The organism is Kitasatospora sp. NBC_00315, assembly GCF_041435095.1.
Lineage (GTDB): Bacteria > Actinomycetota > Actinomycetes > Streptomycetales > Streptomycetaceae > Kitasatospora.
Map to the genome: position 1 here is coordinate 7,765,400 of NZ_CP108025.1, position 20,427 is coordinate 7,785,826.

A 20,427-nucleotide genomic window follows, 5' to 3' on the forward strand; every position below is an offset into this window, starting at 1 on the left:
GGGGGGCAGGTGGCGCGCCCACGAGGCAGCCGGCCGCCGCGCTTCAGCAGCGCCGGGTCCGTCCCGCAGTGCCGTTGACGGTCGGTCACTTCGATCCGTCCGGTTCCTGCGACCGGAGCGCCCGAGCCGGAGGAGGAGGGAATCCGGACGCCCGGGCCGTGGGCCGTCAGCGGACAGCAGGGCACCGCGGGCGCCGCGATCGACGGTGTGTCGGCGGTGCCCGCGGTGCCCTGGTGTGCTGTGCCCGCGGCGCCCTGGCGTGCTGTGTGCGTGCCGCCGTCGCCGGAGGGGCGGGAGCGGTGGTGCGCGGCCGGCCTCCCGGTCGTGCCGTCAGGCGCGGACGGTGAGCCACGCGCCCAGGCCGCTGCAGCCCCGCGCGTCGTAGGTGGTGCTCCGGTAGCCGGCCGGAATCGGCGAGTAGGGGCAGGTCCAGATGCCGTTGCGGACCAGGTTGTGCCGCCAGGCACCGACCTTGCTGCAACCGGTGGGGTCGTAGTCGGTGAGGACGTAGCCGGACACGATCGGCGAACCCGAGCAGGTCCAGAGGCCGTCACGGGCCGGCTGCTGGAACCAGGCGCCGTACCCGTTGCAGCCCCCGGTGTCGAACATGGTGATGACGTAACCGGCGGGAACGGCGACCCCGGGGCAGGTCCAGCCGCCCACCGCGGCCTGGGCCTGCGGGGTGGCCACGCCGGCGGCGGCCGACACGGTGATCTGCCCGGTGGCCGGCGCGGCGGAGGCGCCCGCGGTGCCGGCCGCCGTGGCGGCGAGGAGGACGGCGGCGATCAGCGCGATCGCGCGTGCCAGGGCGGTGGTGCGGCCGTGGAGCGCCCGGCTCGGAGTGCGGCTCGGGAAACGACGGATTCGGTTCATCACTTCACAGTCCTGTCGAGGTGCCCAGTCGGGGCCCGGTGGCCACGGAGGTACTGGTGGTGGGACGAAACGCACCCTAGTGATCTCCGTGGAGGCGACACCGGCAAGGTCGGAAACCGGCGAGCAAGTAGGCCTGAAAGCGATATGACGGCCCGTCGGCCGGGGCGCGGCGCCTGCCCCTGCCCCCGGCCCGGCCCGGGCGGTGGACAAGCGAGGGCGCGGCGCCCCTCGGAAGGGGCGCCGCGCCCTCGCGACCGATGGTCGCCGACGACCGGCGTGCCGACTGCCGGCTACCAGCGGTACCAGCTGTGACGTCGTCCGGAGGAGTGGGTGCCGCGGGCGAGGAAGCCGACCAGCCAGAACACCAGGACGACGACGGCGACCCACCACAGCGCCTTGAGTGCGAAGCCCGCGCCGAACAGCAGCAGGGCCAGCAGAAGAACGAGAAGAAGCGGAACCATGGTGACCTCCCAGTCGGTGACGACGACCGCCTGCCCCGGAGTCGATCGGACAGTCGTACCGATATTCGGCGGAGGAGTGGCAGGCACGACCCGCTCCGGGCACGGTCGGTATCGCTCCGGGTACGGCCGGTTTCCGCGTCGGCATGCCCGGGCGCGGACGGGGCAGACGCGGGGGAGCCCCAGTCCCTCTCGTTTGGAGTGGTCCGATGAAGCAGGTCGAGGAGTCGATCGAGGTCGACGTGCCCGTGTCCGTCGCCTATGCGCAGTGGACGCGGTTCGAGGAGTTCCCGATGTTCATGGACGGCGTGCAGCGCATCGACCGGCGCGCCGCCGGTCTGACGCACTGGGTGGTCAGGGTCGCCGGTGCGACCCGGGAGTTCGATGCCCGAGTGACCGAGCAGATCCCCGACGAGCGGGTCGCCTGGACCACGGTGGCCGGCGATCTGCACCAGGCCGGCGTGGTCACCTTCCACCGGCTGGACAGCACGCGGACCAAGGTGATGCTGCAGCTCGACCACGACCCGCACGGCCTGGTCGAGACGGTCGGCGACCTGCTCGGTTTCGCGGACCGCCAGGCCATCGACGACCTCCGGGCGTTCAAGGCGTTCATCGAATCGAGGGGCGCCACCGTACCGGCGCCGCGCGCCGCCGAGGCCGACGGCGGCATCGGCGGCGGGACGGACGTCGCCTGAACGTCCGTCCCGCGTGACGTCCTGAACGACGTCCCGAGTGTCAGCCCGCCTGCCGTCCCGGCGCTCACGCCGGTGGACGCGGGCTCAGTCGGCCGACGGGGGGAGTCCGGAGGACTGGTGCGAGTGGCCGGGTGCCTCCATCGTCCGCTGGACGGTGCTCAGGCAGGGATCGCAGTAGCGGTCCGACAACGCGCCCCCGTCGGCGCCGGCCGGAACGACCGCGCGCCGGGCGGGCTCCAGCTGCTGCCCGCACAGGGATTTGGTGGCGTCGTCCTTCGCGATGACGTGCCACAACAGGGCGGGCTCGGCCGGGGTGTGATCGTGCTCGGCCCACATCTCGTACATGACTGCCTCCCGGGTCGTACGGCGTCGGTCCGCATACCCACGAAACAGCCGCGGAGCCCGCACGGCGACCGGGCCTGGGCCGGTCGGGTGGCCCGGGCGGCCCGGGCCGGGGCGACCCGACGTACCCGGCTCGGCGCGCCCGCGGCGCGGCAGGTCGGTCACGTGGAGTGATCGAACTGTCCCGGGTGAGCCATCTCTCACTCGGGTGTCAGGCGCGTTTGAGCCTGATGATGCTGGTGAGACAGGGGCGGTCCCCGTTCCCCAGGTGAAGAGTGAGACCTTGAGTCCAGCGCCACTGACACCCGTCACGCACACCGTCCCGGCCGCCCCGTCCGGACGCCCGAGCCCCGGCGGCCTGCCATCGGGCGGCCGGCACGCCACGGGCCCGGAGCCGCTCGCGGCCGAGGAGGTGACCGTCGTCGACCCTCGGATGCTCCGGCGGGCCGTGTCGGCCGCGGCGCTCGGCAATGCGATGGAGTGGTTCGACTTCGGCGTCTACAGCTATCTGGCTGTGACTCTCGGTAAGGTGTTCTTCCCTGCCGCGAGCGGCACGGCGCAGCTGTTGGCGACCTTCGCCACCTTCGCCGCCGCCTTCCTGATCCGCCCGCTGGGCGGCGTGGTCTTCGGGCCGTTGGGCGACCGGGTGGGGCGGCAGAAGGTCCTCGCCGCCACCATGATCATGATGGCGGCCGGCACCTTCGCGATCGGTCTGATCCCCTCCTACTCCATGATCGGGATCGGAGCGCCCGTCCTGCTGCTCGTCGCCCGGATGGTGCAGGGCTTCTCGACGGGCGGTGAGTACGGCGGCGCGACGACCTTCGTCGCCGAGTACGCCCCCGACCGTCGCCGGGGCCTCCTCTGCAGCTGGCTGGAGTTCGGCACCCTGACCGGCTACGTGGCCGGCGCCGGGCTGGTGACGTTGATGACCACCCTGCTCGACGAGCAGAGCCTGCTCTCCTGGGGCTGGCGGCTGCCGTTCCTGATCGCCGGACCGCTGGGCCTGATCGGCCTCTACCTGCGGATGCGGCTGGAGGAGACGCCGGCGTTCCGCAAGCTCCAGCAGGAGGCCGACGCGACCAAGGACGAGCGGCCCCGCAGTCGGCTGCGGGATCTCGTGACCAGGCACCGGAGGGCGCTGCTGCTCTGCATGGCACTGGTGCTGGTCTACAACGTGACCGACTACATGCTGCTGTCCTACCTGCCGACCTACCTGACCACCGAGGTGAGCTTCGGCGCCACCAGCGGTCTCCTGGTGGTGATCGCCGCGATGGGCCTGATGATGGTCGTCAACGGCCCGCTCGGACGGCTGTCGGACCGGATCGGCCGCCGGCCGGTGCTGATGGCCGGCTGCCTCGGGTTCCTGTTCCTCTCGGTGCCCGCCCTGCTGCTGATCCGCCGGGGCGACCAGTGGGCCGTGCTGCTCGGGGTCGGCGGGCTCTGCCTGCTGCTGACCTGCTTCACCAGCACGATGCCCTCCGCCCTGCCGGCCCTCTTCCCGACCCACATCCGGTACGGGGGCATGTCGGTCGGCTTCAACGTCTCGGTCTCGTTGTTCGGCGGTACGACCCCGCTGGTCGTCACCGCGCTGATCAACGCCACCGGCAACCGGATGACGCCCGCCTACTACATGATGGCCGCCGCCGTGATCGGCGCGGTCGCCGTGGCGCTGACGCCCGAGAGTGCGCGCCGCCCGCTGCCGGGTTCGCCGCCGGCGGTCGCCTCGCCCGAGGAGGCCCGCAGGCTGGTCGCGGCCCGAAGCACGGGAAGGGCGGCGGTGACGGGAGCCGGACGGCGCACGTCCTCCTCCCGGAGCGCCGGACAGCCGGCGCACTGACCGGGCCGCCGCGCCCCGCTCCACCCGACCCCGTCCCATCCCGTCCGGATCACCTCGCCCCGCTCCACGCCGCCCCGGCCCGCCTCGCAGGATCGGCGGGCCGGGGTTCGGCGTCGCCCCGGGGCGACCGACCGGTGGCAGACCCGCCGTCAAGCCCCGGGGTGTGTCGGCGGGATGACCGAATCCGATCGGCCTCGGACACGAATTGGTCAAGATTGGCCGCTATGGATGGCGCTTATTGTCTGTCCATCGTCAAGCTCTGTCGCAGCTCAATCCCTGCAGCTACCGACAGGAGTCAGAGTGAGCCCCTCCTCCTCACGCCGTCGTCGCCTCGTACCCGGAGCGACGGCGGTCGCCGCCACCGCAGCCCTGCTCGCCACGACCCTCCAGGTCGGTTCGGCCGCAGCCGTCACCACCCACGACGCGGCGGTCGCCCACGCCAGGACCAACGTCACCGCGAACGCCTCGGTGTTCGGCTTCGGAACGGACCAGGACCTCCAGGTCAAGGACGTCATCATCGACCCGGACGGCACCCAGCACGTCCGCTTCGACCGCACCTACCGCGGCCTGCCGGTCGTCGGCGGCGATCTGGTGGTGCACCAGGACGCCAAGGGCCGGCTCAAGGACTCCACGCGGGCCGCCGCGCACGACGCGGCCGTACGGACCACCGTCCCGGCCGTTCCGGCCGAGGTGAGCGCCGGCCGCGCGCTGGGGAGCGCACCGGGCATCGCGGCCGGCAGCAGCACCCCCGAGTTGATCGTCTGGGCCGCCGACGGCACCCCCCGGCTCGCCTGGCGGAACACCGTCGCGGGCGTCGGGGACCACGGCCAGCCCGCGGGCCGGGTGATCGTCACCGACGCCACCACCGGCGGCCAGATCGAGGCCTACGACGCCGTGCAGGAGGCGACCGGAACCGGCCGCTCGGAGTACACCGGCACGGTCGGCATCGACACCACGGCCCAGAGCGGCGGCTACGCCCTGATCGACCCCGTCCGGGGCCACACCACCAAGGACGCCCGCAACATCTCGGCGGGCTCCGTCACCGCGGGCTCGGGTGCGGTCCTCACCGACGCGGACAACGTCTGGGGCGACGGCAGGAAGTTCTCCACCGACCGGGCCACGGCCGCCGTCGACGCCCACGCCAACACGGCCTGGACGTACGACTACTACAAGAACACCTTCGGGCGCAGCGGGATCAAGAACGACGGCAAGGGCGCCACCGTCTTCGTGCACGTCGGTACCAAGTGGGACAACGCCCAGTGGTCCGACAGCTGCTTCTGCATGATGACCGGCGACGGGGACGGCGTGACCGATCCCGAGCAGGTCGACCTCGACACCATGGGTCACGAGATGACCCACGGCGTCACCAGTGCCACCGCGAACCTGCGCTACAGCGGGGAGTCCGGCGGTCTGAACGAATCGACCAGCGACATCTTCGGCACGATGGTCGAGTGGTACGCCAACAGCGCCGTCGACAAGCCGGACTACCTGTTCAGCGACCAGTCCACGCCGCCCTGGCTGCGCCGTTTCGACAAGCCCTCGCTGGACGGTTCGTCGGCCGACTGCTGGACGAAGAAGGTCGGCCAGCTCGACGTCCACAACTCCTCCGGCGTCGGGAACCACTGGTTCTACCTGGCCAGCGAGGGCAGCGGCGCCAAGACCGTCAACGGCGTCGCCTACAACAGCCCGACCTGCAACGGCTCCACGGTGAGCGGGATCGGCAATCAGAAGGTCGCCGCGATCTGGTACCGCGCGCTGACCGTCTACATGACCTCCACCACCACCTACGCGGGTGCGCGCACGGCGTCACTGAGCGCGGCCAAGGACCTCTACGGCGCGAGCAGCACCGAGTACAAGGCGGTCGCCGCGGCCTGGAGCGCCGTCAGCGTCGGCTGATCCCCTGCACCTCCCGCCGTCCGGGGCCCCCTCGTGGGGGCTCCGGACGGTCTCGCGTACCGGCGCGTACCGGCGCGTACCGGGGCAGTCCGTCGAGCGGGCCGCTCCGCCGACGGGGCCGGACCACGGCCTGCCGGTCCCCGGCCTCCGCCGACCGGGGCAGTCCGCCGACCAGGGCGATCCGTCGAGCGGGGCGGGTCGGTCGGTCGAGGGCGACCGGAACCGCGGGCGGTTCGACCGTCGTCCCTCGCTCGGAAGCCCGGCATCATCGTGATCAGCGCGCCGGACACGCCCGGGATCGGAGGACGGATGACGAGCAGGGTGAGCGGCGCCCCACGGGCCGAGGACCGGCATCGGGTGGGGGGACGGCGCGCGCGGACCTGGGGACTCGCCGGCTGCGGCGCCCTGCTCGCCGGGTCGGCCGGCCTGCTGGTGGCACGGCTGGCGGGCCTGGACGCGGGAACGGTCCTGGCGGTGCCGATGGTGCTCCTCCCCTACACCGTGCTGCTCGGCGTTCTGCTCCTCGGGCTCCAGCTCGCCGTACCCGTCCTGCGCTCGCGCCCGCTCGTGCTGGTCACGGCCGCGCTGACGCTGGCCCAGGCGCTCGTGCTGGCGCCCCGGTTCCTTCCCCACCAGCGGCAGGTGCCCGCAGGGGCGGTCGAGCTGCGGGTGGCCACCCTGAACGGCGACGCCGGCGGGGCGGATGCCCGCGCGGTGGTGGACCTGGTCAGGTCCGAGCGGATCGACGTGCTGGCGGTCGAACAGATCCCGGCGGGCGGGCTGGCCGCGCTCGACCGGGCCGGCCTGGGCACCCTGCTGCCGTACCACGAGCTGCACCCCGAGGACGACTCCTCGATCTACTCGCGGACCGAGCTGACCCACGGGGGCGCCCTCCCCATCGGAACGGCCTGGCCGCAGACCACCGCCGAGATCACGTCGGGCGGGCGTACGGTGCGGCTGGTGGCCGTCCACACCTACTATCCGCTCGGTGACGCCGGACGCTGGACGCGGGACATGGCCGCGCTCACCTCCGAGGCCCGGCGCAGCGGCCCGGACACCGTTTTCCTGGGTGACTTCAACGCCTCCCTCGATCACGCCCCGATGCGCGAGCTCCTGGCGGCCGGCCTCACGGACACCCACGCGGAACTCGGTCGGGGCTGGGCCCGCACCTGGCCGGTGGGCAAGCCGCTCCTGCCGCCGCTGGTCCAGCTGGACCACGTCCTGCACGGTCCGGGCCTGGCGGGCGTGTCCGTCGGTGAGCGCACCGTGCCGGGAACGGACCACCGGGCGGTGGTGGCCGTCCTCGCGCTGATGCCGCAGACGGGCGGAGCGAGCGGCCGAAGCGGCTGATCCGGCTCGCGGGCAGTTCGGCGGCGGGACCGGCCATCGAACCGATCCGGATCCGGTCCAGGGCCCGGCTGCGGTCGGAGCGGGCCCGCAGCAGCGCCGTCATCGCGTCGGGGCGCCGCGCCACCGGATCCGGGACACCGGCCTGCCGGCTCGGGGTGCGCGCGGGGCCCGGGTGGAACCCGCCGGCGGCGCGGGCGGGGCCGGTTCGGTTGTACGCCTGACCGATGACGTGATCCGTAGCACCATGGGCCGGGGAGAGGGGAACCGCTATGGTCGAGCGCGTTGTCGAGACGGATGGCGTCGAGTTGTGCACCGAGTCCTTCGGGGATCCGTCGGATCCGCCCGTCCTGCTCATCATGGGCATCGGGGCCTCGATGCTCTGGTGGGAGGACGGCTTCTGCCGGATGCTGGCCCGGGGCGGGCGTTTCGTGATCCGCTACGACCACCGGGACACCGGCCGATCGGTCACCTACCAGCCGGGCCGTCCCGGATACGGCGGCGCGGATCTGGTCGACGACGCCGCCCGCGTGCTCGACGCCCTCGGCATCCCGGCCGCGCACGTCGTGGGTGTCTCGGCCGGTGGGGCGTTCGCGCAGCTGCTCGCGCTCGACCGCGCCCGCCGGGTCCTCTCGCTCGTCCTGATCAGCACGACCTCCGCCGTGCCCGGCGACGAGGGGCTTGCGCCACCGACCGAGGAGTTCCTGCGGTTCGCCTCCGCCGCGCACGTCGAGCGCGACGACGCCGACTCGGCGGTCGACGAGCGGGTCGCCTACGCGCGCCTGCTCGCCGGCGGCCGTCGCCCGTTCGACGAGAGCGCCGTTCGCGGGCTGGCCCGTCGCGACGTCGAGCGCGCGCACGACTTCACCGCGGCCCGCAACCACGGCTCGCTTCCGGAGGGCGGGCGCCCGGGGGCGCCGCTGTCCTCGATCGCGGTGCCCACGCTGGTGATCCACGGGAGCGCCGATCCGATGTTCCCGCTCCGCCACGGTGAGGCACTCGCGCAACGGATCCCCGGGGCGGCGCTCCTGGTGCTGGAGGACGCCGGTCACGGGGTCGAGCGAGCCGACTGGGAGGTGATCGTCCCCGCCGTGCTCGACCACACCGCCGCAGGCGGCGCGGGCCGGCCGGCGCCCGGGAGCACCCGGGACGCTCGGCGGTCCGGCCGCGGCTGACGGCGGCCGGCCGGCCGGTGCACGCCGCCGGTCGGCGCGCCGGGCCGCCGCCCGCGTCAGCGGTGGGCGGCGACCAGCGCGTCGAGGACCTCCGGCCACGGGGTCGGCCGCAGGGCGAAGGCCCGCTCGGCGGCGGAGGAGTCCAGGACGAAAGGGCCGTTCAGCTGGTAGGCGGTCTCCTTCAGGGCGCGGACGGTCGGGTTGAACAGCCCCACGGCCGCCAGGACCGCGTCAGGCATCCGGCTCACCTTGACCGGCGGGATCCCGGCGGCCCGGCAGAGGTCGGCCACCACCTCGCGCTGGGTGCGCGGCGCGTTGGTCGGCACGTGCCAGGGCCGGCCCCAGGCGCGCTCGTCACCGCCGACGGCGACCAGCAGCCGTGCGGCGTCCTCGGTGTAGGTCCAGCTGTGGGCGGCGTCGGGGTTGCGCAGCACCTGCACGCCGCGCCCGGCCAGCGCACGGGTGAAGACCCGGGCGTCCAGCGCGCTGACGGCGCCGGGGCCGACGTAGTCGGAGCCGCGCACCTCGGTGGCCCGCAGACGGCCCGCAAGGTGCAGCGCGTGGGCGTCCTCCCACATCCGGGCGCGCACCCGGCCCTTCTCCGAGTTCGGGTTCAGCGGGGTCTCCTCCGTCATGGGCGCGGTGACCGCGCCGTAGCCGTAGAGGTTGCCGACGCTGGCGAGGACGGCGCCCGAGCTCTCGGCTGCCACCAGCAGGGCGGCGGCCAGCGGCGGCCAGTCGGTGGCCCAGCGGTGATAGGCCGGGTTGGCGCAGTTGTAGAGCACGGCGGAGCCGGCGGCGGCCTCGGACAGCGCGGTCGCGTCGGAGGCGTCGAGCCGTATGCGGCGGATGCCGTCCGACGCGGCGGCCGTGGCGCCGGAGCGAGTGGCGACCGTGACCTCCTCGCCGCGTGCGGCGAGCAGACGGGCGGTGGCGCTGCCGACGGGACCGGCGCCGACGATCAGGTGCTTGCTCACGATGGACTCCTCGGGGGACAACGGCAGGGGCTGTTGCGAGAACACTGTTCTCGCTCGATGGCGAGCCTGGCGTACGGCCGAGCCGGTGTCAAGAACACCGTTCTCGTAGGGAGGCTCCGTTCTCCTTCGAGACAGCCGTGCTCGGATGTTGCGGGTGTTCTCGTCGGCTGCCAGGATGGGCCCATGCCCACCGCGCCCAAGGCCCTCACCCCCCGCGAGCGGGCCCGCATCGAGGTCACCCGGGACATCAAGGACGCGGCCCGCCGGCAGCTGGCCGAACAGGGCCCGGCCGGCATCTCGCTGCGCGGTGTCGCCCGTGACATCGGGCTGGTCTCCGCCTCCGCGCTGTACCGCTACTTCCCGGGGCGTGACGCCCTGCTCACCGCCCTCATCGCGGACAGCTACGACGCCCTCGGCGACGCCGCCGACGCCGCGGCCGAGGCCGTGCGCGCCGAGGGCCACCTGACCCGGTGGGTCGGCGTCTGCCACGCCGTGCGCGACTGGGCGCTCGCCCACCCGCACGAGTACGCCCTCATCCACGGCTCGCCGGTGCCCGGCTACACGGCGCCCGAGGACACCACCGTGCCGGGGACCCGGGTGCCCTTCCTGATCGGCGGCCTGTTCGCCGAGGCCGCGGGTGCGGGCGCCTACCACCCGCTCGACCGGCTTCCCGTCCCCCCGGGCGCGCACCGGGCGCTTCGTCCGCTGCTCGACCGGTTGCCCGACGGCATCCCGGACGACCTGGTGATCGCCGGGCTCACGGCCTGGACCCATCTCTTCGGCGCGGTCTCCTTCGAGGTCTTCGGCCACCGCGACAACATCGTCAGCGATCACCGGTCCTACTTCGACCACGAGGTACGCCGCATCGGCACCCTGCTCGGCCTGGGCCCGGCGCCGACGCCCGGGGCCGGCCCCGGTCCGGCCGTTGCCGGGCCGTCCGTTGTTGGGCCGTCCGCCGCGGGGCCCTCTGTCGCCTGGCACGAGGCAGCCGGGCACGAGGCAACCGGGCACGGCGCTTCGGGGCGGTGACCGGGAGCGGTCCGGGCGGTCGCCCGCGTTCGCGGGTTTGATCCCGTCGTGTGCGGACAGCCGAGAAGTGGAGCGGTTCGGCGGGACGTCCGGACTCCGGCCGGCCACCGGCCTCGTACCCGGGCCCGGAGCCATCGTCCGACCGGGCCCGCACCCTGAGCCCGGCCCACCGTCGGAGCCCGGCCGGGAGCACGCTGCGGAGAGGAGCACGCGCCATGCCTCGTGGATCGAGCCCGAAGCGGGAGCGGCAGTACGAGCACATCAAGCAGGGCCTGCTGGAGCACGGCAGGGACGAGGAGACGGCCGAGGAGATCGCCGCCCGTACCGTCAACAAGGAGCGAGCCCGGCACGGTGAGTCGAGGACGGCGAGCCGTACCTCCCTGGAGGACATCTCCTCGGGCCGCCGCGGCGGACTCAGGTCCCACGGGGGAGCCCGGGGACGGACCTACGACCAGCTGTACAACGAGGCCCGGCAGCGCGGCATCAAGGGTCGCTCGAAGATGAACAAGCAACAACTGGCGGACGCGCTCGCAGCCTGAGAACACCTCCGAGGGGGAGCGCCCGTGACCGCTCCCGCCCGGCTCGGAGGGAGCGGTGAGCCCGGCATACTGGTCAAACATCCGATGACCGGGGGAGGCGCCGTGGCCGTGACCGACGAGGCGATCGGGAAGATCAAGGAAATGATCATCTCGGGAGCGCTGCAGCCCGGCGACCGGCTGCCCAAGGAGCCCGTGCTGGCGGCGCAGCTCGGCCTGTCGCGCAACTCGCTCCGGGAGGCGGTGAAGGCGCTGTCCCTGCTGAACGTGCTGGACGTGCGGCAGGGCGACGGCACGTACGTCAGCAGCCTGGAACCCCCGCTGCTGCTGGAGGCGCTGACCTTCATCCTGGATCTGCACCGGGACGAGTCGGTGCTGGAGCTGTTCCAGGTCCGCGCGATCCTGGAGCCGGCGGCCGCGGCGATCGCCGCCCAGCTGATGGACGATCGGCAGGTCGCGGAGCTGCGCGCGATGCTGGCCGAGCCGGGGGAGCACCCCACCGTCGAGGAACTGGTCGCCAACGATCTGGAGTTCCACCGCCGGATCGCGGCCGCCACCGGCAACTCGCTGCTCTGCTCGCTGATCGACTCGCTCTCCGGCCGGACCGCCCGGGCGCGGATCTGGCGCGGACTGACCCAGGACTCGGCGGTGGAACGGACGATGGCCGAGCACCTGGCGATCGTGGAGGCGCTGGAGGCGGGCGATCCGGAGACGGCCCGCGCATGGGCCACCGTCCACATCTCCAACGTGACCCAGTGGCTGCGCCGGGCGCTCTGAGCGCCGTCCGGCGCGGCTCTCAGGTGCCTGCCGGCAGCCGGTAGACGCGTACGGCGTTGCCGGCCAGGACGGCCGCCCGCTCGTCCGGGCTCAGCCGCTCCGTCAGCTCCCGCGCGGTGTCCAGCACCTCGCCGTAACCGGCTGCCAGGGTGCAGACCGGCCAGTCCGAGCCGAACAGCAGGCGCTGGGGGCCGAACGCCTCCAGGGCGGTGTCGGCGTAGGGGCGCAGGTCCGCCGCCGTCCGCCGGCCGGGGGACGCCTCGGTGACCAGGCCGGAGAGCTTGGCCACCGTGTTGGGCAGCGCCGCCAGTCGCCGCAGCCGACCGGCCCACGGTGCGAGCTGCCCGGTGGCGACCGGGGGTTTACCGAGGTGGTCGAGGACGAAGGTGAGGCCGGGCAGCGCGGCCGCGGTGGCGGTCGCGGCGGGCAGGTGGAGCGGCCGGACCACGAGGTCGTACGCCAGACCGGCCGCCGCGACGGCGCCCAGCCCGCGGCGTACCTCGGGGCGCAGCAGCCAGCGCGGGTCCGGTTCGTCCTGCACCTGGTGCCGGATCGCGACCAGGTGCCGACCGCCGGGCCCCTCGCGCAGGGCGGCCAGGGCGTCCGCGACGTCCACGGCGGTCAGGTCGGTCCAGCCGACCACGCCGGCCACCAGCTCGCTGCCGGCCGCGAGCGCGAGCAGTTCCGGGGTCTCCTCGGCCACCGTGACGGTCTGCACGACGACGGTGGAGCGGACCCCGGCGGCGGTCGCCTCGGGCGCCAGGTCCGCGAGGGAGAAGGAGCGGCGCAGCGGCGCCAGTGCCCCGCCGCGGATCCAGGTCTGGTCACGGACGGTCAGATCCCAGACGTGGTGGTGCGCGTCCACCACCCCCGCCCCGGGGAGCGGTCCCGCCGTCGCGCCGTCCGGGGCGGGCCTCACGGGCGCTCCCCGGCCGCGCCGGACGCCCTCGGGGCGCTCGTCCGGCCGTCCAAGGGGACGGGCACGTCCGGCGGCAGCAGCCCGGTGGCCCGCAGGTCGTGCCAGAGGGCGTCGGGGATGCCGAGATCCAGGAGGGCGGCGGCGTCGGCGATCTCCGCCGCCGTCCGCGCCCCCACCAGCACCCCGGCGACGGCGGGGTGCCCGAGGGCGAAGCGCACCGCGGCCGCCCGCAGCGGCACGCCGTACCGCGCGCAGAGCGCCTGCATGCGCAGGGCCCGGTCGAGGGTCTCGCGGGGGGCCGCGGCGTAGTCGTAGGTCGCCCCGGGCCGGGGGTCGGCGAGCACGCCGGAGTTGAAGACGCCGCCGATGACGACCGACACGCCCCGCCGTTCGGCCTCGGGCAGCACGTCCGCCAGACCGCTCTGGTCGAGCAGGCTGTAGCGCCCGGCCAGCAGGACGGCGTCGATGTCGGTCTCCCGGACGAAGCGGGCGAGCAGCGCCCCGTGGTTCATCCCGACGCCGATCGCGCGGACCACGCCTTCGTCCCGCAGGCGTTCCAGCGCCGGAACCGCCTGCCGGAGCGCCTCGTCGACGTGGTCGTCGGGATCGTGCAGGTGGACGATGTCGACCCGGTCCAGGCCCAGCCGGTTCAGGCTGGCCTCGATCCCGCGCCGGACGCCGTCCGCGCTGAAGTCCCAGACCCGGCGGTGGCTCGCCGGCACGGCGAACCCGTTGGCGAGGTCGTCGCCGTGCCCGCCGGGGGCAGGCTCCAGCAGCCGGCCGACCTTGGTGGCCACCGTGTACTCCTCGCGCGGGCGCCCGGCGAGGGCGGCCCCGAGCCTGCGTTCGGAGAGGCCGAGGCCGTAGTGCGGGGCGGTGTCGAAGGAGCGGACTCCGGCGGCCCAGGCGCCGTCGACGGCGGCGGCGGCGTCCTCGTCGCTCACGGCGGCGAACAGGTTGCCGATGCCTGCGGCGCCGAACGAGAGCGCGGTGACGCGCGCGGTGGAGCGTCCGAGCGGTCGGGTCCGCACGGGTTTCCCGCTCACCGGGCGGCCGGGCGCAGCCGGAGGCCGGCCATGCCGCCGTCCACGGCCAGGGCCGTCCCCGTGACGGAGGAGGCGGCGGGGGAGGCGAGGTAGACGATCGCGGCGGCGACCTCCTCGGCGGTGACCAGGCGCCCGGTGGGCTGGCGGGCGCTGAGCGCCGCGCGCTCCCCGGCGGGGTCGTCCGCGGCGTCGAGCAGCCGGCCGACCCAGGGGGTGTCCACGGTGCCCGGGTTGACACAGTTGACCCGGACGCCCTCCCGGACGTGGTCGGCGGCCATCGCCAGGGTGAGGGAGAGGACCGCGCCCTTGCTGGCCGAGTACAGGGCTCGTTGCGGCAGGCCGGCGGTGGCTGCGACGGAGCAGGTGTTGACGATCGAGGCGTCGGCGGAGCGGCGCAGGTGGGGCAGGGCCGCGCGGGTGGTGCGGACGATCCCCAGCACGTTGACGTCCAGCACCCGGTGCCAGAGTTCGTCGCCGTTGTCCTCGACGGTGCCGGCGGCGCCGATGCCGGCGTTGTTGACCAGGATGTCCAGCCCGCCCAGCTCGGCGCAGGCGAGGCCGACGGCCCGGCGCACCGACGCGTCGTCGGCGACGTCGGCCCGCCACCCCCGCAGCGGTGCGGCGAGCCCGTCCGGGGCGAGGTCGAGCACGGCGACCTCGGCGCCGCGTTCGCCGAGCAGCCGCGCGGTGGCGAGACCGATCCCGGACGCCCCGCCGGTGACCAGGGCCCGCAGCCCCGTGAGGTCGGTGGTCATGCGGTGGCCCCCTGCTGTTCGTCCCGGTGCCCGGCGGCGAGGTCGGCCGCCCAGAAGGTCCCGTGCGGGTAGGTGTAGGTCTCGATCGAGGTGCGGTGCATGGTGGCGGAGAACCCGGGCGCGCCCGGTGCCAGGTAGTGGCCGTCCCGGACGACCACCGGGTCGGTGAAGTGCTGGTGGAGGTGGTCGACGTACTCGATCATCCGGTTCTCGGTGCTGCCGGAGAGCGCGACGTAGTCGAACATCGCGAGATGCTGGACGAGCTCGCACAGCCCCACCCCGCCGGCGTGCGGGCAGACCGGCACGCCGTACTTGGCGGCCAGCAGGAGGACGGCGAGGTTCTCGTTGACGCCGCCGACCCGGGCCGCGTCCAGCTGGAGCACGTCGATCGCGCGGGCCTGCAACAGCTGCTTGAAGACGATCCGGTTCTGGACGTGTTCGCCGGTGGCGACCCTGACCGGCGCGACCGCGGCCCGGATCGCGGCGTGCCCGAGGATGTCGTCGGGGCTGGTCGGCTCCTCGATCCAGTACGGGTCGAACTCGGCCAGCGCCTTCGTCCAGGTGATCGCGGTGCCGACGTCCCAGCGCTGGTTCGCGTCGACGGCGATCCGGATGTCCGGCCCGACGGCGGCGCGGGCCGCCCGGCAGCGGCGGACGTCGTCGTCGAGATCGGCGCCGACCTTCAGCTTGATCTGGGTGAACCCCTCGGCGACCGCCTGCCGGGCCAGCCGGGTGAGCTTGCCGTCGGAGTAGCCCAGCCACCCCGGGGAGGTGGTGTAGGCGGGGTAGCCGCGCCGGCGCAGCTCGGACTCCCGCCCGGCCGCCCCCCGCCGTCCCCGCCGCAGGAGCTCCAGCGCCTCCCCGGGGGTGAGCGCGTCGGAGATGTACCGGAAGTCGACCTGCGCGACCAGCCAGGCCGGGTCGGCGTCGGCGAGCAGTTTCCAGAGCGGTGCACCCGCCCGCTTGGCGGCGAGATCCCAGACGGCGTTGACCACCGCGCCGACCGCCATGTGCATCACGCCCTTCTCGGGCCCCAGCCAGCGCAGCTGGCTGTCACCGGTCAGGTCGCGGTAGAGCGATCCGGGATCCGCGCACAGCTCGGCGACCGGCCGCCCCAGCACGTGCGCGCGCAGCGCCTCGACGGCGGCCACCTGGACGTCGTTGCCCCGGCCGATGGTGAAGGTGAAGCCGTGGCCCTCGATCCCGTCACCGGCGTCGGTGCGCAGCACCAGGTAGGCGGCGGAGTAGTCGGGGTCCGGGTTCATCGCGTCCGAGCCGGCCAGTTCCCGGGAGGTCGGGAACCTGATGTCGTGGGTGTCGACGGCGACGATCCGTGCGGTTCGTCCGGACAACCGGGTGCCTTTCACGCGTCCCTGGCCTTTCGTGCGCTCGTGCCGGTCACGCGGCCACGAGGGTCTGGCGCTGGACGCCGAGGCCGTCGACGGACAGCTCGACGGTGTCGCCCTCCCGGAGGTAGGGATGGTCGGGTAGTCCGAGCGCGACGCCCGCGGGGGTGCCGGTGTTGATGACGTCGCCGGGGTTGAGCACCATGTACCGGCTGAGGTACCAGACCAGGTGGTTCACCCCGAAGATCATGTTCCTGGTGCTGCCGTTCTGCCGCTGGACGCCGTTGACCGACAGGCGCAGGCCCAGCGACTGGGGATCGCCGGCCTCGTCCGGAGTCACCAGCCAGGGGCCCAGCGGGTTGAAGGTCTCGCAGGACTTGCCGAGGTCCCACTGCCCGGAGTACTCCAGCTGGAACTCGCGCTCCGAGACGTCGTTGCTGATCGCGTAGCCGGCGATCACCCCTTCGGCGTCGTCGGGGCCGTCCAGGTAGCGGGCCTCACGGCCGATCACGACGGCGAGTTCCACCTCCCAGTCCGTCTTCACCGATCCGCGCGGGATCCGTACCTCGTCACAGGGCCCCACCACGGTGGCCGGATCCTTCATGAAGACCACGGGACGCGGCGGCGCGGCGGCGCCGGTCTCCTCGGCGTGGTCGACGTAGTTCAAGCCGATGCAGACCACCTTCCCGGGGCGGGCGACGGGCGGCCCCACCCGGGCGGCCGCGCCGTCCAGGAGCGGCAGCCCACCGGCGGCCAGTGCCGCGCGGACCCGGCCGATGCCGTCGGAGGCGAGGAACGTGCCGTCGATGTCGTCGGTGAGACCTCCGATGTCCAGCAGGCGTCCGTCCGGGTGGAGGACGGCGGGCCGCTCCGCACCCGGGGCGCCAACACGCAAGAGCTTCATGGGATGCCTTCCGCAGGCCGGGCGGGCGGCCCGGCCTTGCTGCTGGGGTGAAACCTGGGATGAATAACCGTCGTCGGCGTGACTTTACGACTGGAGAGGTGCGGAGACAAGACAATCATCGGATGTTAGTGAGGCTGTCCACCGGGCCGGGGGCGCACCCGGACGCCCCGGACGACCCGGACCACCCGGACGCCCCGGACGGCGAGGCCCGCGCCGATCGGCACCGGGGCAGGACGGATCGCTGCCCGGCGTGCTCCCCCGGCGTGCTCCCCCGGCGTGCTCCCGCCCGGCGCGCGTCGCCGCTCGGGCGTCGCCGAGTGCTCGACGCCGGAAATCCGTCGGGGGTTGACGCAGACCCGCTCTGACCGGTGCCGAACCCGCGCACGGGAAGAAGCGCGAGGACTGGTCGCGGATCGGGTCGAGAATGCATGACGGGACAGTAGGCACGGATCCCCCGGTGATCATGAAGCGTAGAGAACTCCGTGATCGGGTGAACCGCGCCTGCCCTGCTGCCAGCACCTACTGGCGGACGCCCTAAGCGCCGCGGATCGCCCGGACCAGCCCGGCGACCAGGTTCGCCCGCTCGGCCATGGTGTCCACCACGAGGTACTCGTGGTCGGCGTGGGCACCGCCGCCGACCGCTCCGAGCCCGTCGAGTGTGGGCACCCCCAGGGCGGCCGTGAAGTTGCCGTCGCTCGCGCCACCGACCGCCCGGCCTTCGATCCCGGGAGCCAACCGCTGTGCCAGCGCGAAGAGTTCGGCCGAGGCCGACTCCGGCATCGGGGGCCGGCTGACGGATCCCGTGACGGCGATCCTCGCCTCGGGAAGATGCGGGGCCAGTGCGGCGAAGGCGGACTCGACGCGTTCCCTCTCGGCCGCCGACTCGACCCGGACGTCGACGACGACCGTCGCCTCCGCGGGAACGACGTTGTCCAGCGTCCCCGCGGAGGCGACGGTCGGGGTGACGGTCGTGCCGGCCTCGGGCCGGCCGAGCGCGGCGATGTCCAGCACCTGGTGCGCCGCCTCGATCAGGGCGTTGACCCCGGCCGCCGGCTCCAGGCCCGCGTGCGAGGCCCGGCCCCTGACGGAGACCTCGAACGTGCCGCAGCCCTTGCGGCCGGTCTTGAGCGCACCGCCGTCCGCCGAGCCCTCCAGCACCAGCACCGCGCCGCAGGCCAGAGCCCGTTCCTCGAGAAGAGCGCGGGACGACCGGGAGCCGACCTCCTCGTCCGCGGTCACCAGGATCTCCACGCCCGACCGGTCGTCGAGCGTCGCCAGGCCGTGGATCGCCTGCACCAGGCCGCCGAGCATGTCGAACACGCCGGGGCCGGTCGCGTGACCGCCCTCGACCCTGAACGGCCTGCGATCGAGGGTGCCCAGCGGGAACACCGTGTCGTGGTGACCGAGCACCAGCACCCGGGGATCGCCGCCGCCCGACCAGTGCACGTGCGGTCCGGCCTCGCTCCCGACGAGGACGGCCTGCCCGCCGAGACGGCTCTCGATGACGGCGGCGACCGTTTTGGCGGACGTCGTCAGGGCCTCGGTGTCACGCGAGGGGGACTCGACCTCGACGAGTGTTCGGAGGTCCTCGATCATCGCGTCCACACTCACGCGGACGGTCCTGTGCATCGTCACCGCGCCAGCGTACCCGGTGCGCCGCGCCGTCCCGGAGGCCGCCGGGCTCCGGCTGACGGCAGCTCCGACGCGGTCCGGCCCGTCCGGGCGGGGCCGCCGGCGGCCCGGTACCACCGGGGAGGCACTCAGGCGCCCCGGTCCGGCACCGGGGCGTAGCCGGTGGGCCGGGACCTGAAGGTGCCCGCCCCTCGGCCCGGCTGCGCAGCCGGTTCGCGCAGCCGTTTCGCGTAGCCGGACAGTTCGGCCAGCGGCACGGTCGCGGTGACCGCCGCGGTGCTCGGCGACCTGGCGACCGAGCCGGTGACCCGGCCCCGCCGGGCCGCCAGGTCGCCGAGCACCGCGCCCACGTCGGCCTCGGGCACGGTGACGCCGACCACCGGTTCCAGGAGTGACATCACACCGGCGCGCAGGGCCTCGCGCAGGCCCGGCCGTCCGGCCGTCCGGAAGGCCGGCTCCGAGGAGCGGTCCAGCTTGTTGACGGAGGCGATCCTCGGCACGCCGTGCCGGTCCGCCTGCCGCCACACCGACTCGCTCCGCGATTCGACCCCGCGACGGCCTCGAACACCGCGATCGCCCCGTCGAGCACCCGCGGTGAGCGCTCCACGGGGCGGCCTCCCTGGACTCAACCCGAAACAGCGCGCCGCCGTACCGTCGCGGCGCGCTCCGTGACCCGGGCCCCGCACCGGATTATCGGGGCGACGGGCCGGGCACCCACGGGACGTCTCGGCGACGGCGACGCCGACGGGCCTGGTGAGCGACCGGGTGAGTGGCCGGGTGAGCGGCCGGGTGAGCGGCCGGGTGAGCGGCCGGGACCGACCTCCACCGGCGGCACGGGAGCGGTGTCAGCGGTGGCCGAGGACGTTGACCACCCTGCCGTTGGGGTCACGGACGAAGAACCGCCGCACTCCCCACTCCTCGTCCTGCAAGGGGTGAACGATCTCCGCGCCGCTCTCCCGCATGACCGCGTAGGCCGCATCCACGTCGTCCACCTCGACGCTCATGTCGGGAGCGACCGGCGCGGTCCGGTCGCCGGTCATGAAACTGATCTGCGCCGCCGGGCTGGACGGGGAGGCGAGCGTCATGATCCAGCCGTGGTTCATGACCTCCGCGAAGCCCAGCAGGCCGTAGAACTCCCGGTTCTCCTGCGCGGCATCGGACTGAACATTGGGCACGACGCGACGAACGGCCACCGGCAACTCCAGGTGAGGACGAACCTGTCTCCGAGACTTCCAGGAGTACCACACCCCACGCGCCGAGCTTCGACAGCGGCGTGCACGGACAGCCGTGGTTCGTCGTCCGAACGGGTCCGCTGCGCAGCTGCCCCGGGGTCGGCCGCGGCCGGGCACTTCCGTGGGCGGGCGCGCTGCTACGCCGATCCGGGTACGGCGTACGGGCGAGCCCGCTTCCTACGCGGCGACGTGGCCGTCCAGGAAACGAAGCAGGACGGCGGCCTCCGCGCGGAGCCGCGCCGCCCGATCGGCGTGCGCGGGTGCGGGCAACTGTGCTGCGGCATCGAGTCGTTCGCCGGCCTCGGCGCGCAGGATCGCTGCCACGTCCTGCTCGCTCAACTCGCGCCGCGCCGCCTCGGTGACGCCGACGCCGATCGGCGACTGTTCGACGGCCGGGCCGTGGCTGCCGGCTTCCTCCACGGGCACCGCCTCGGCGTTGTCCAGCGCGGCGAGTGCTGTGCGCAGAGCGCTCACCGCGATCCTGTCGCGGGCGCGCATGGCTTCCGGCAGGGCTTGACGCATACGAACTCGCAGGGACATGCCGGCGAGGCTACGGCCGCGCCCCCGGACCCGCAACGGGATATCCGACCAGCACCGGGATTCCCGCGACCTGAGCGCTCGGTCGACCCGGTCGGTCGGTCGGCCTGATCC

At 73.9% G+C, this 20,427-nt stretch carries 20 protein-coding genes and 1 pseudogene; 8 read left to right on the forward strand and 13 right to left on the reverse strand.

The window, feature by feature from the left end; all coding sequences use genetic code 11:
• Positions 1-330: 330 nt before the first annotated feature.
• Positions 331-873, reverse strand: a complete 543-nt coding sequence (locus tag OG823_RS32210; RefSeq protein WP_371483770.1) for a hypothetical protein — start codon at positions 871-873, stop codon at positions 331-333.
• Positions 874-1,163: 290 nt separating this feature from the next.
• Entirely contained in the window at positions 1,164-1,334 is a 171-nt protein-coding gene (locus tag OG823_RS32215) for a hydrophobic protein (protein ID WP_371483771.1), read from the reverse strand.
• 206 nt (positions 1,335-1,540) lie between these two features.
• On the opposite strand from OG823_RS32215, the gene OG823_RS32220 reads away from it, so the two are divergent.
• Complete coding sequence (locus tag OG823_RS32220) at positions 1,541-2,026, forward strand: SRPBCC family protein (RefSeq protein WP_371483772.1); 486 nt, start codon at positions 1,541-1,543, stop codon at positions 2,024-2,026.
• An 84-nt stretch (positions 2,027-2,110) separates the two neighbouring features.
• Here OG823_RS32220 and OG823_RS32225 read toward each other — a convergent pair whose 3' ends face one another.
• Entirely contained in the window at positions 2,111-2,371 is a 261-nt protein-coding gene (locus tag OG823_RS32225) for a hypothetical protein (RefSeq protein ID WP_371483774.1), read from the reverse strand.
• Between the two features lie 280 nt (positions 2,372-2,651).
• Between OG823_RS32225 and proP the strand changes: the two genes are divergently transcribed.
• The 4 genes from proP (at position 2,652) to OG823_RS32245 (ending at position 8,623) form a co-directional block, all read left to right on the forward strand.
• Complete coding sequence (gene proP / locus OG823_RS32230; protein ID WP_371483776.1) at positions 2,652-4,205, forward strand: glycine betaine/L-proline transporter ProP; 1,554 nt, start codon at positions 2,652-2,654, stop codon at positions 4,203-4,205.
• Between the two features lie 300 nt (positions 4,206-4,505).
• Positions 4,506-6,101 (forward strand): M4 family metallopeptidase, encoded by a 1,596-nt coding sequence (locus tag OG823_RS32235; protein WP_371483777.1) that lies wholly within the window; start codon positions 4,506-4,508, stop codon positions 6,099-6,101.
• 309 nt (positions 6,102-6,410) lie between these two features.
• On the forward strand, positions 6,411-7,451 hold the full coding sequence (locus OG823_RS32240; RefSeq protein WP_371483778.1) for an endonuclease/exonuclease/phosphatase family protein: 1,041 nt from the start codon (positions 6,411-6,413) through the stop codon (positions 7,449-7,451).
• Between the two features lie 269 nt (positions 7,452-7,720).
• The gene (locus OG823_RS32245) at positions 7,721-8,623 is read left to right on the forward strand and encodes an alpha/beta fold hydrolase (protein ID WP_371483779.1); all 903 of its coding nucleotides are present in this window, start codon (positions 7,721-7,723) and stop codon (positions 8,621-8,623) included.
• Between the two features lie 56 nt (positions 8,624-8,679).
• Here OG823_RS32245 and OG823_RS32250 read toward each other — a convergent pair whose 3' ends face one another.
• Entirely contained in the window at positions 8,680-9,600 is a 921-nt protein-coding gene (locus OG823_RS32250; protein ID WP_371483781.1) for an NAD-dependent epimerase/dehydratase family protein, read from the reverse strand.
• A 183-nt stretch (positions 9,601-9,783) separates the two neighbouring features.
• On the opposite strand from OG823_RS32250, the gene OG823_RS32255 reads away from it, so the two are divergent.
• The 3 genes from OG823_RS32255 to OG823_RS32265 all read left to right on the forward strand — a co-directional run bounded on the left by OG823_RS32255 (position 9,784) and on the right by OG823_RS32265 (position 11,942).
• Entirely contained in the window at positions 9,784-10,629 is an 846-nt protein-coding gene (locus OG823_RS32255; RefSeq protein WP_371483783.1) for a TetR/AcrR family transcriptional regulator, read from the forward strand.
• A gap of 215 nt (positions 10,630-10,844) precedes the next feature.
• Entirely contained in the window at positions 10,845-11,168 is a 324-nt protein-coding gene (locus tag OG823_RS32260) for a plasmid stabilization protein (protein WP_371483785.1), read from the forward strand.
• A 102-nt stretch (positions 11,169-11,270) separates the two neighbouring features.
• Complete coding sequence (locus tag OG823_RS32265; RefSeq protein ID WP_371483786.1) at positions 11,271-11,942, forward strand: FadR/GntR family transcriptional regulator; 672 nt, start codon at positions 11,271-11,273, stop codon at positions 11,940-11,942.
• A 19-nt stretch (positions 11,943-11,961) separates the two neighbouring features.
• On the opposite strand, the gene OG823_RS32270 is transcribed toward OG823_RS32265, so the two are convergent.
• The 9 genes and pseudogenes from OG823_RS32270 to OG823_RS32310 all read right to left on the reverse strand — a co-directional run bounded on the left by OG823_RS32270 (position 11,962) and on the right by OG823_RS32310 (position 20,274).
• Complete coding sequence (locus tag OG823_RS32270) at positions 11,962-12,861, reverse strand: amidohydrolase (protein WP_371483787.1); 900 nt, start codon at positions 12,859-12,861, stop codon at positions 11,962-11,964.
• Positions 12,858-13,892: an aldo/keto reductase gene (locus tag OG823_RS32275; protein WP_371483788.1), complete on the reverse strand. Its 1,035-nt coding sequence runs from the start codon at positions 13,890-13,892 to the stop codon at positions 12,858-12,860. The genes OG823_RS32270 and OG823_RS32275 overlap by 4 nt, the downstream gene beginning before the upstream one ends.
• Positions 13,893-13,903: 11 nt before the next feature.
• Complete coding sequence (locus tag OG823_RS32280) at positions 13,904-14,662, reverse strand: SDR family NAD(P)-dependent oxidoreductase (protein WP_371483789.1); 759 nt, start codon at positions 14,660-14,662, stop codon at positions 13,904-13,906.
• Positions 14,659-16,014 (reverse strand): enolase C-terminal domain-like protein, encoded by a 1,356-nt coding sequence (locus tag OG823_RS32285; RefSeq protein ID WP_371483790.1) that lies wholly within the window; start codon positions 16,012-16,014, stop codon positions 14,659-14,661. The genes OG823_RS32280 and OG823_RS32285 overlap by 4 nt, the downstream gene beginning before the upstream one ends.
• Before the next feature lie 46 nt (positions 16,015-16,060).
• The gene (locus OG823_RS32290) at positions 16,061-16,912 is read right to left on the reverse strand and encodes a fumarylacetoacetate hydrolase family protein (protein ID WP_371483791.1); all 852 of its coding nucleotides are present in this window, start codon (positions 16,910-16,912) and stop codon (positions 16,061-16,063) included.
• Between the two features lie 534 nt (positions 16,913-17,446).
• Positions 17,447-18,541, reverse strand: a complete 1,095-nt coding sequence (locus OG823_RS32295; protein ID WP_371484734.1) for a M20 family metallopeptidase — start codon at positions 18,539-18,541, stop codon at positions 17,447-17,449.
• 131 nt (positions 18,542-18,672) lie between these two features.
• Positions 18,673-19,008: pseudogene (gene fusA / locus OG823_RS32300) on the reverse strand (elongation factor G); the annotation flags it as partial.
• 381 nt (positions 19,009-19,389) lie between these two features.
• Positions 19,390-19,737, reverse strand: a complete 348-nt coding sequence (locus OG823_RS32305; RefSeq protein WP_371483792.1) for a VOC family protein — start codon at positions 19,735-19,737, stop codon at positions 19,390-19,392.
• Between the two features lie 216 nt (positions 19,738-19,953).
• Positions 19,954-20,274 (reverse strand): hypothetical protein, encoded by a 321-nt coding sequence (locus OG823_RS32310; RefSeq protein ID WP_371484735.1) that lies wholly within the window; start codon positions 20,272-20,274, stop codon positions 19,954-19,956.
• Positions 20,275-20,427 lie beyond the last annotated feature (153 nt).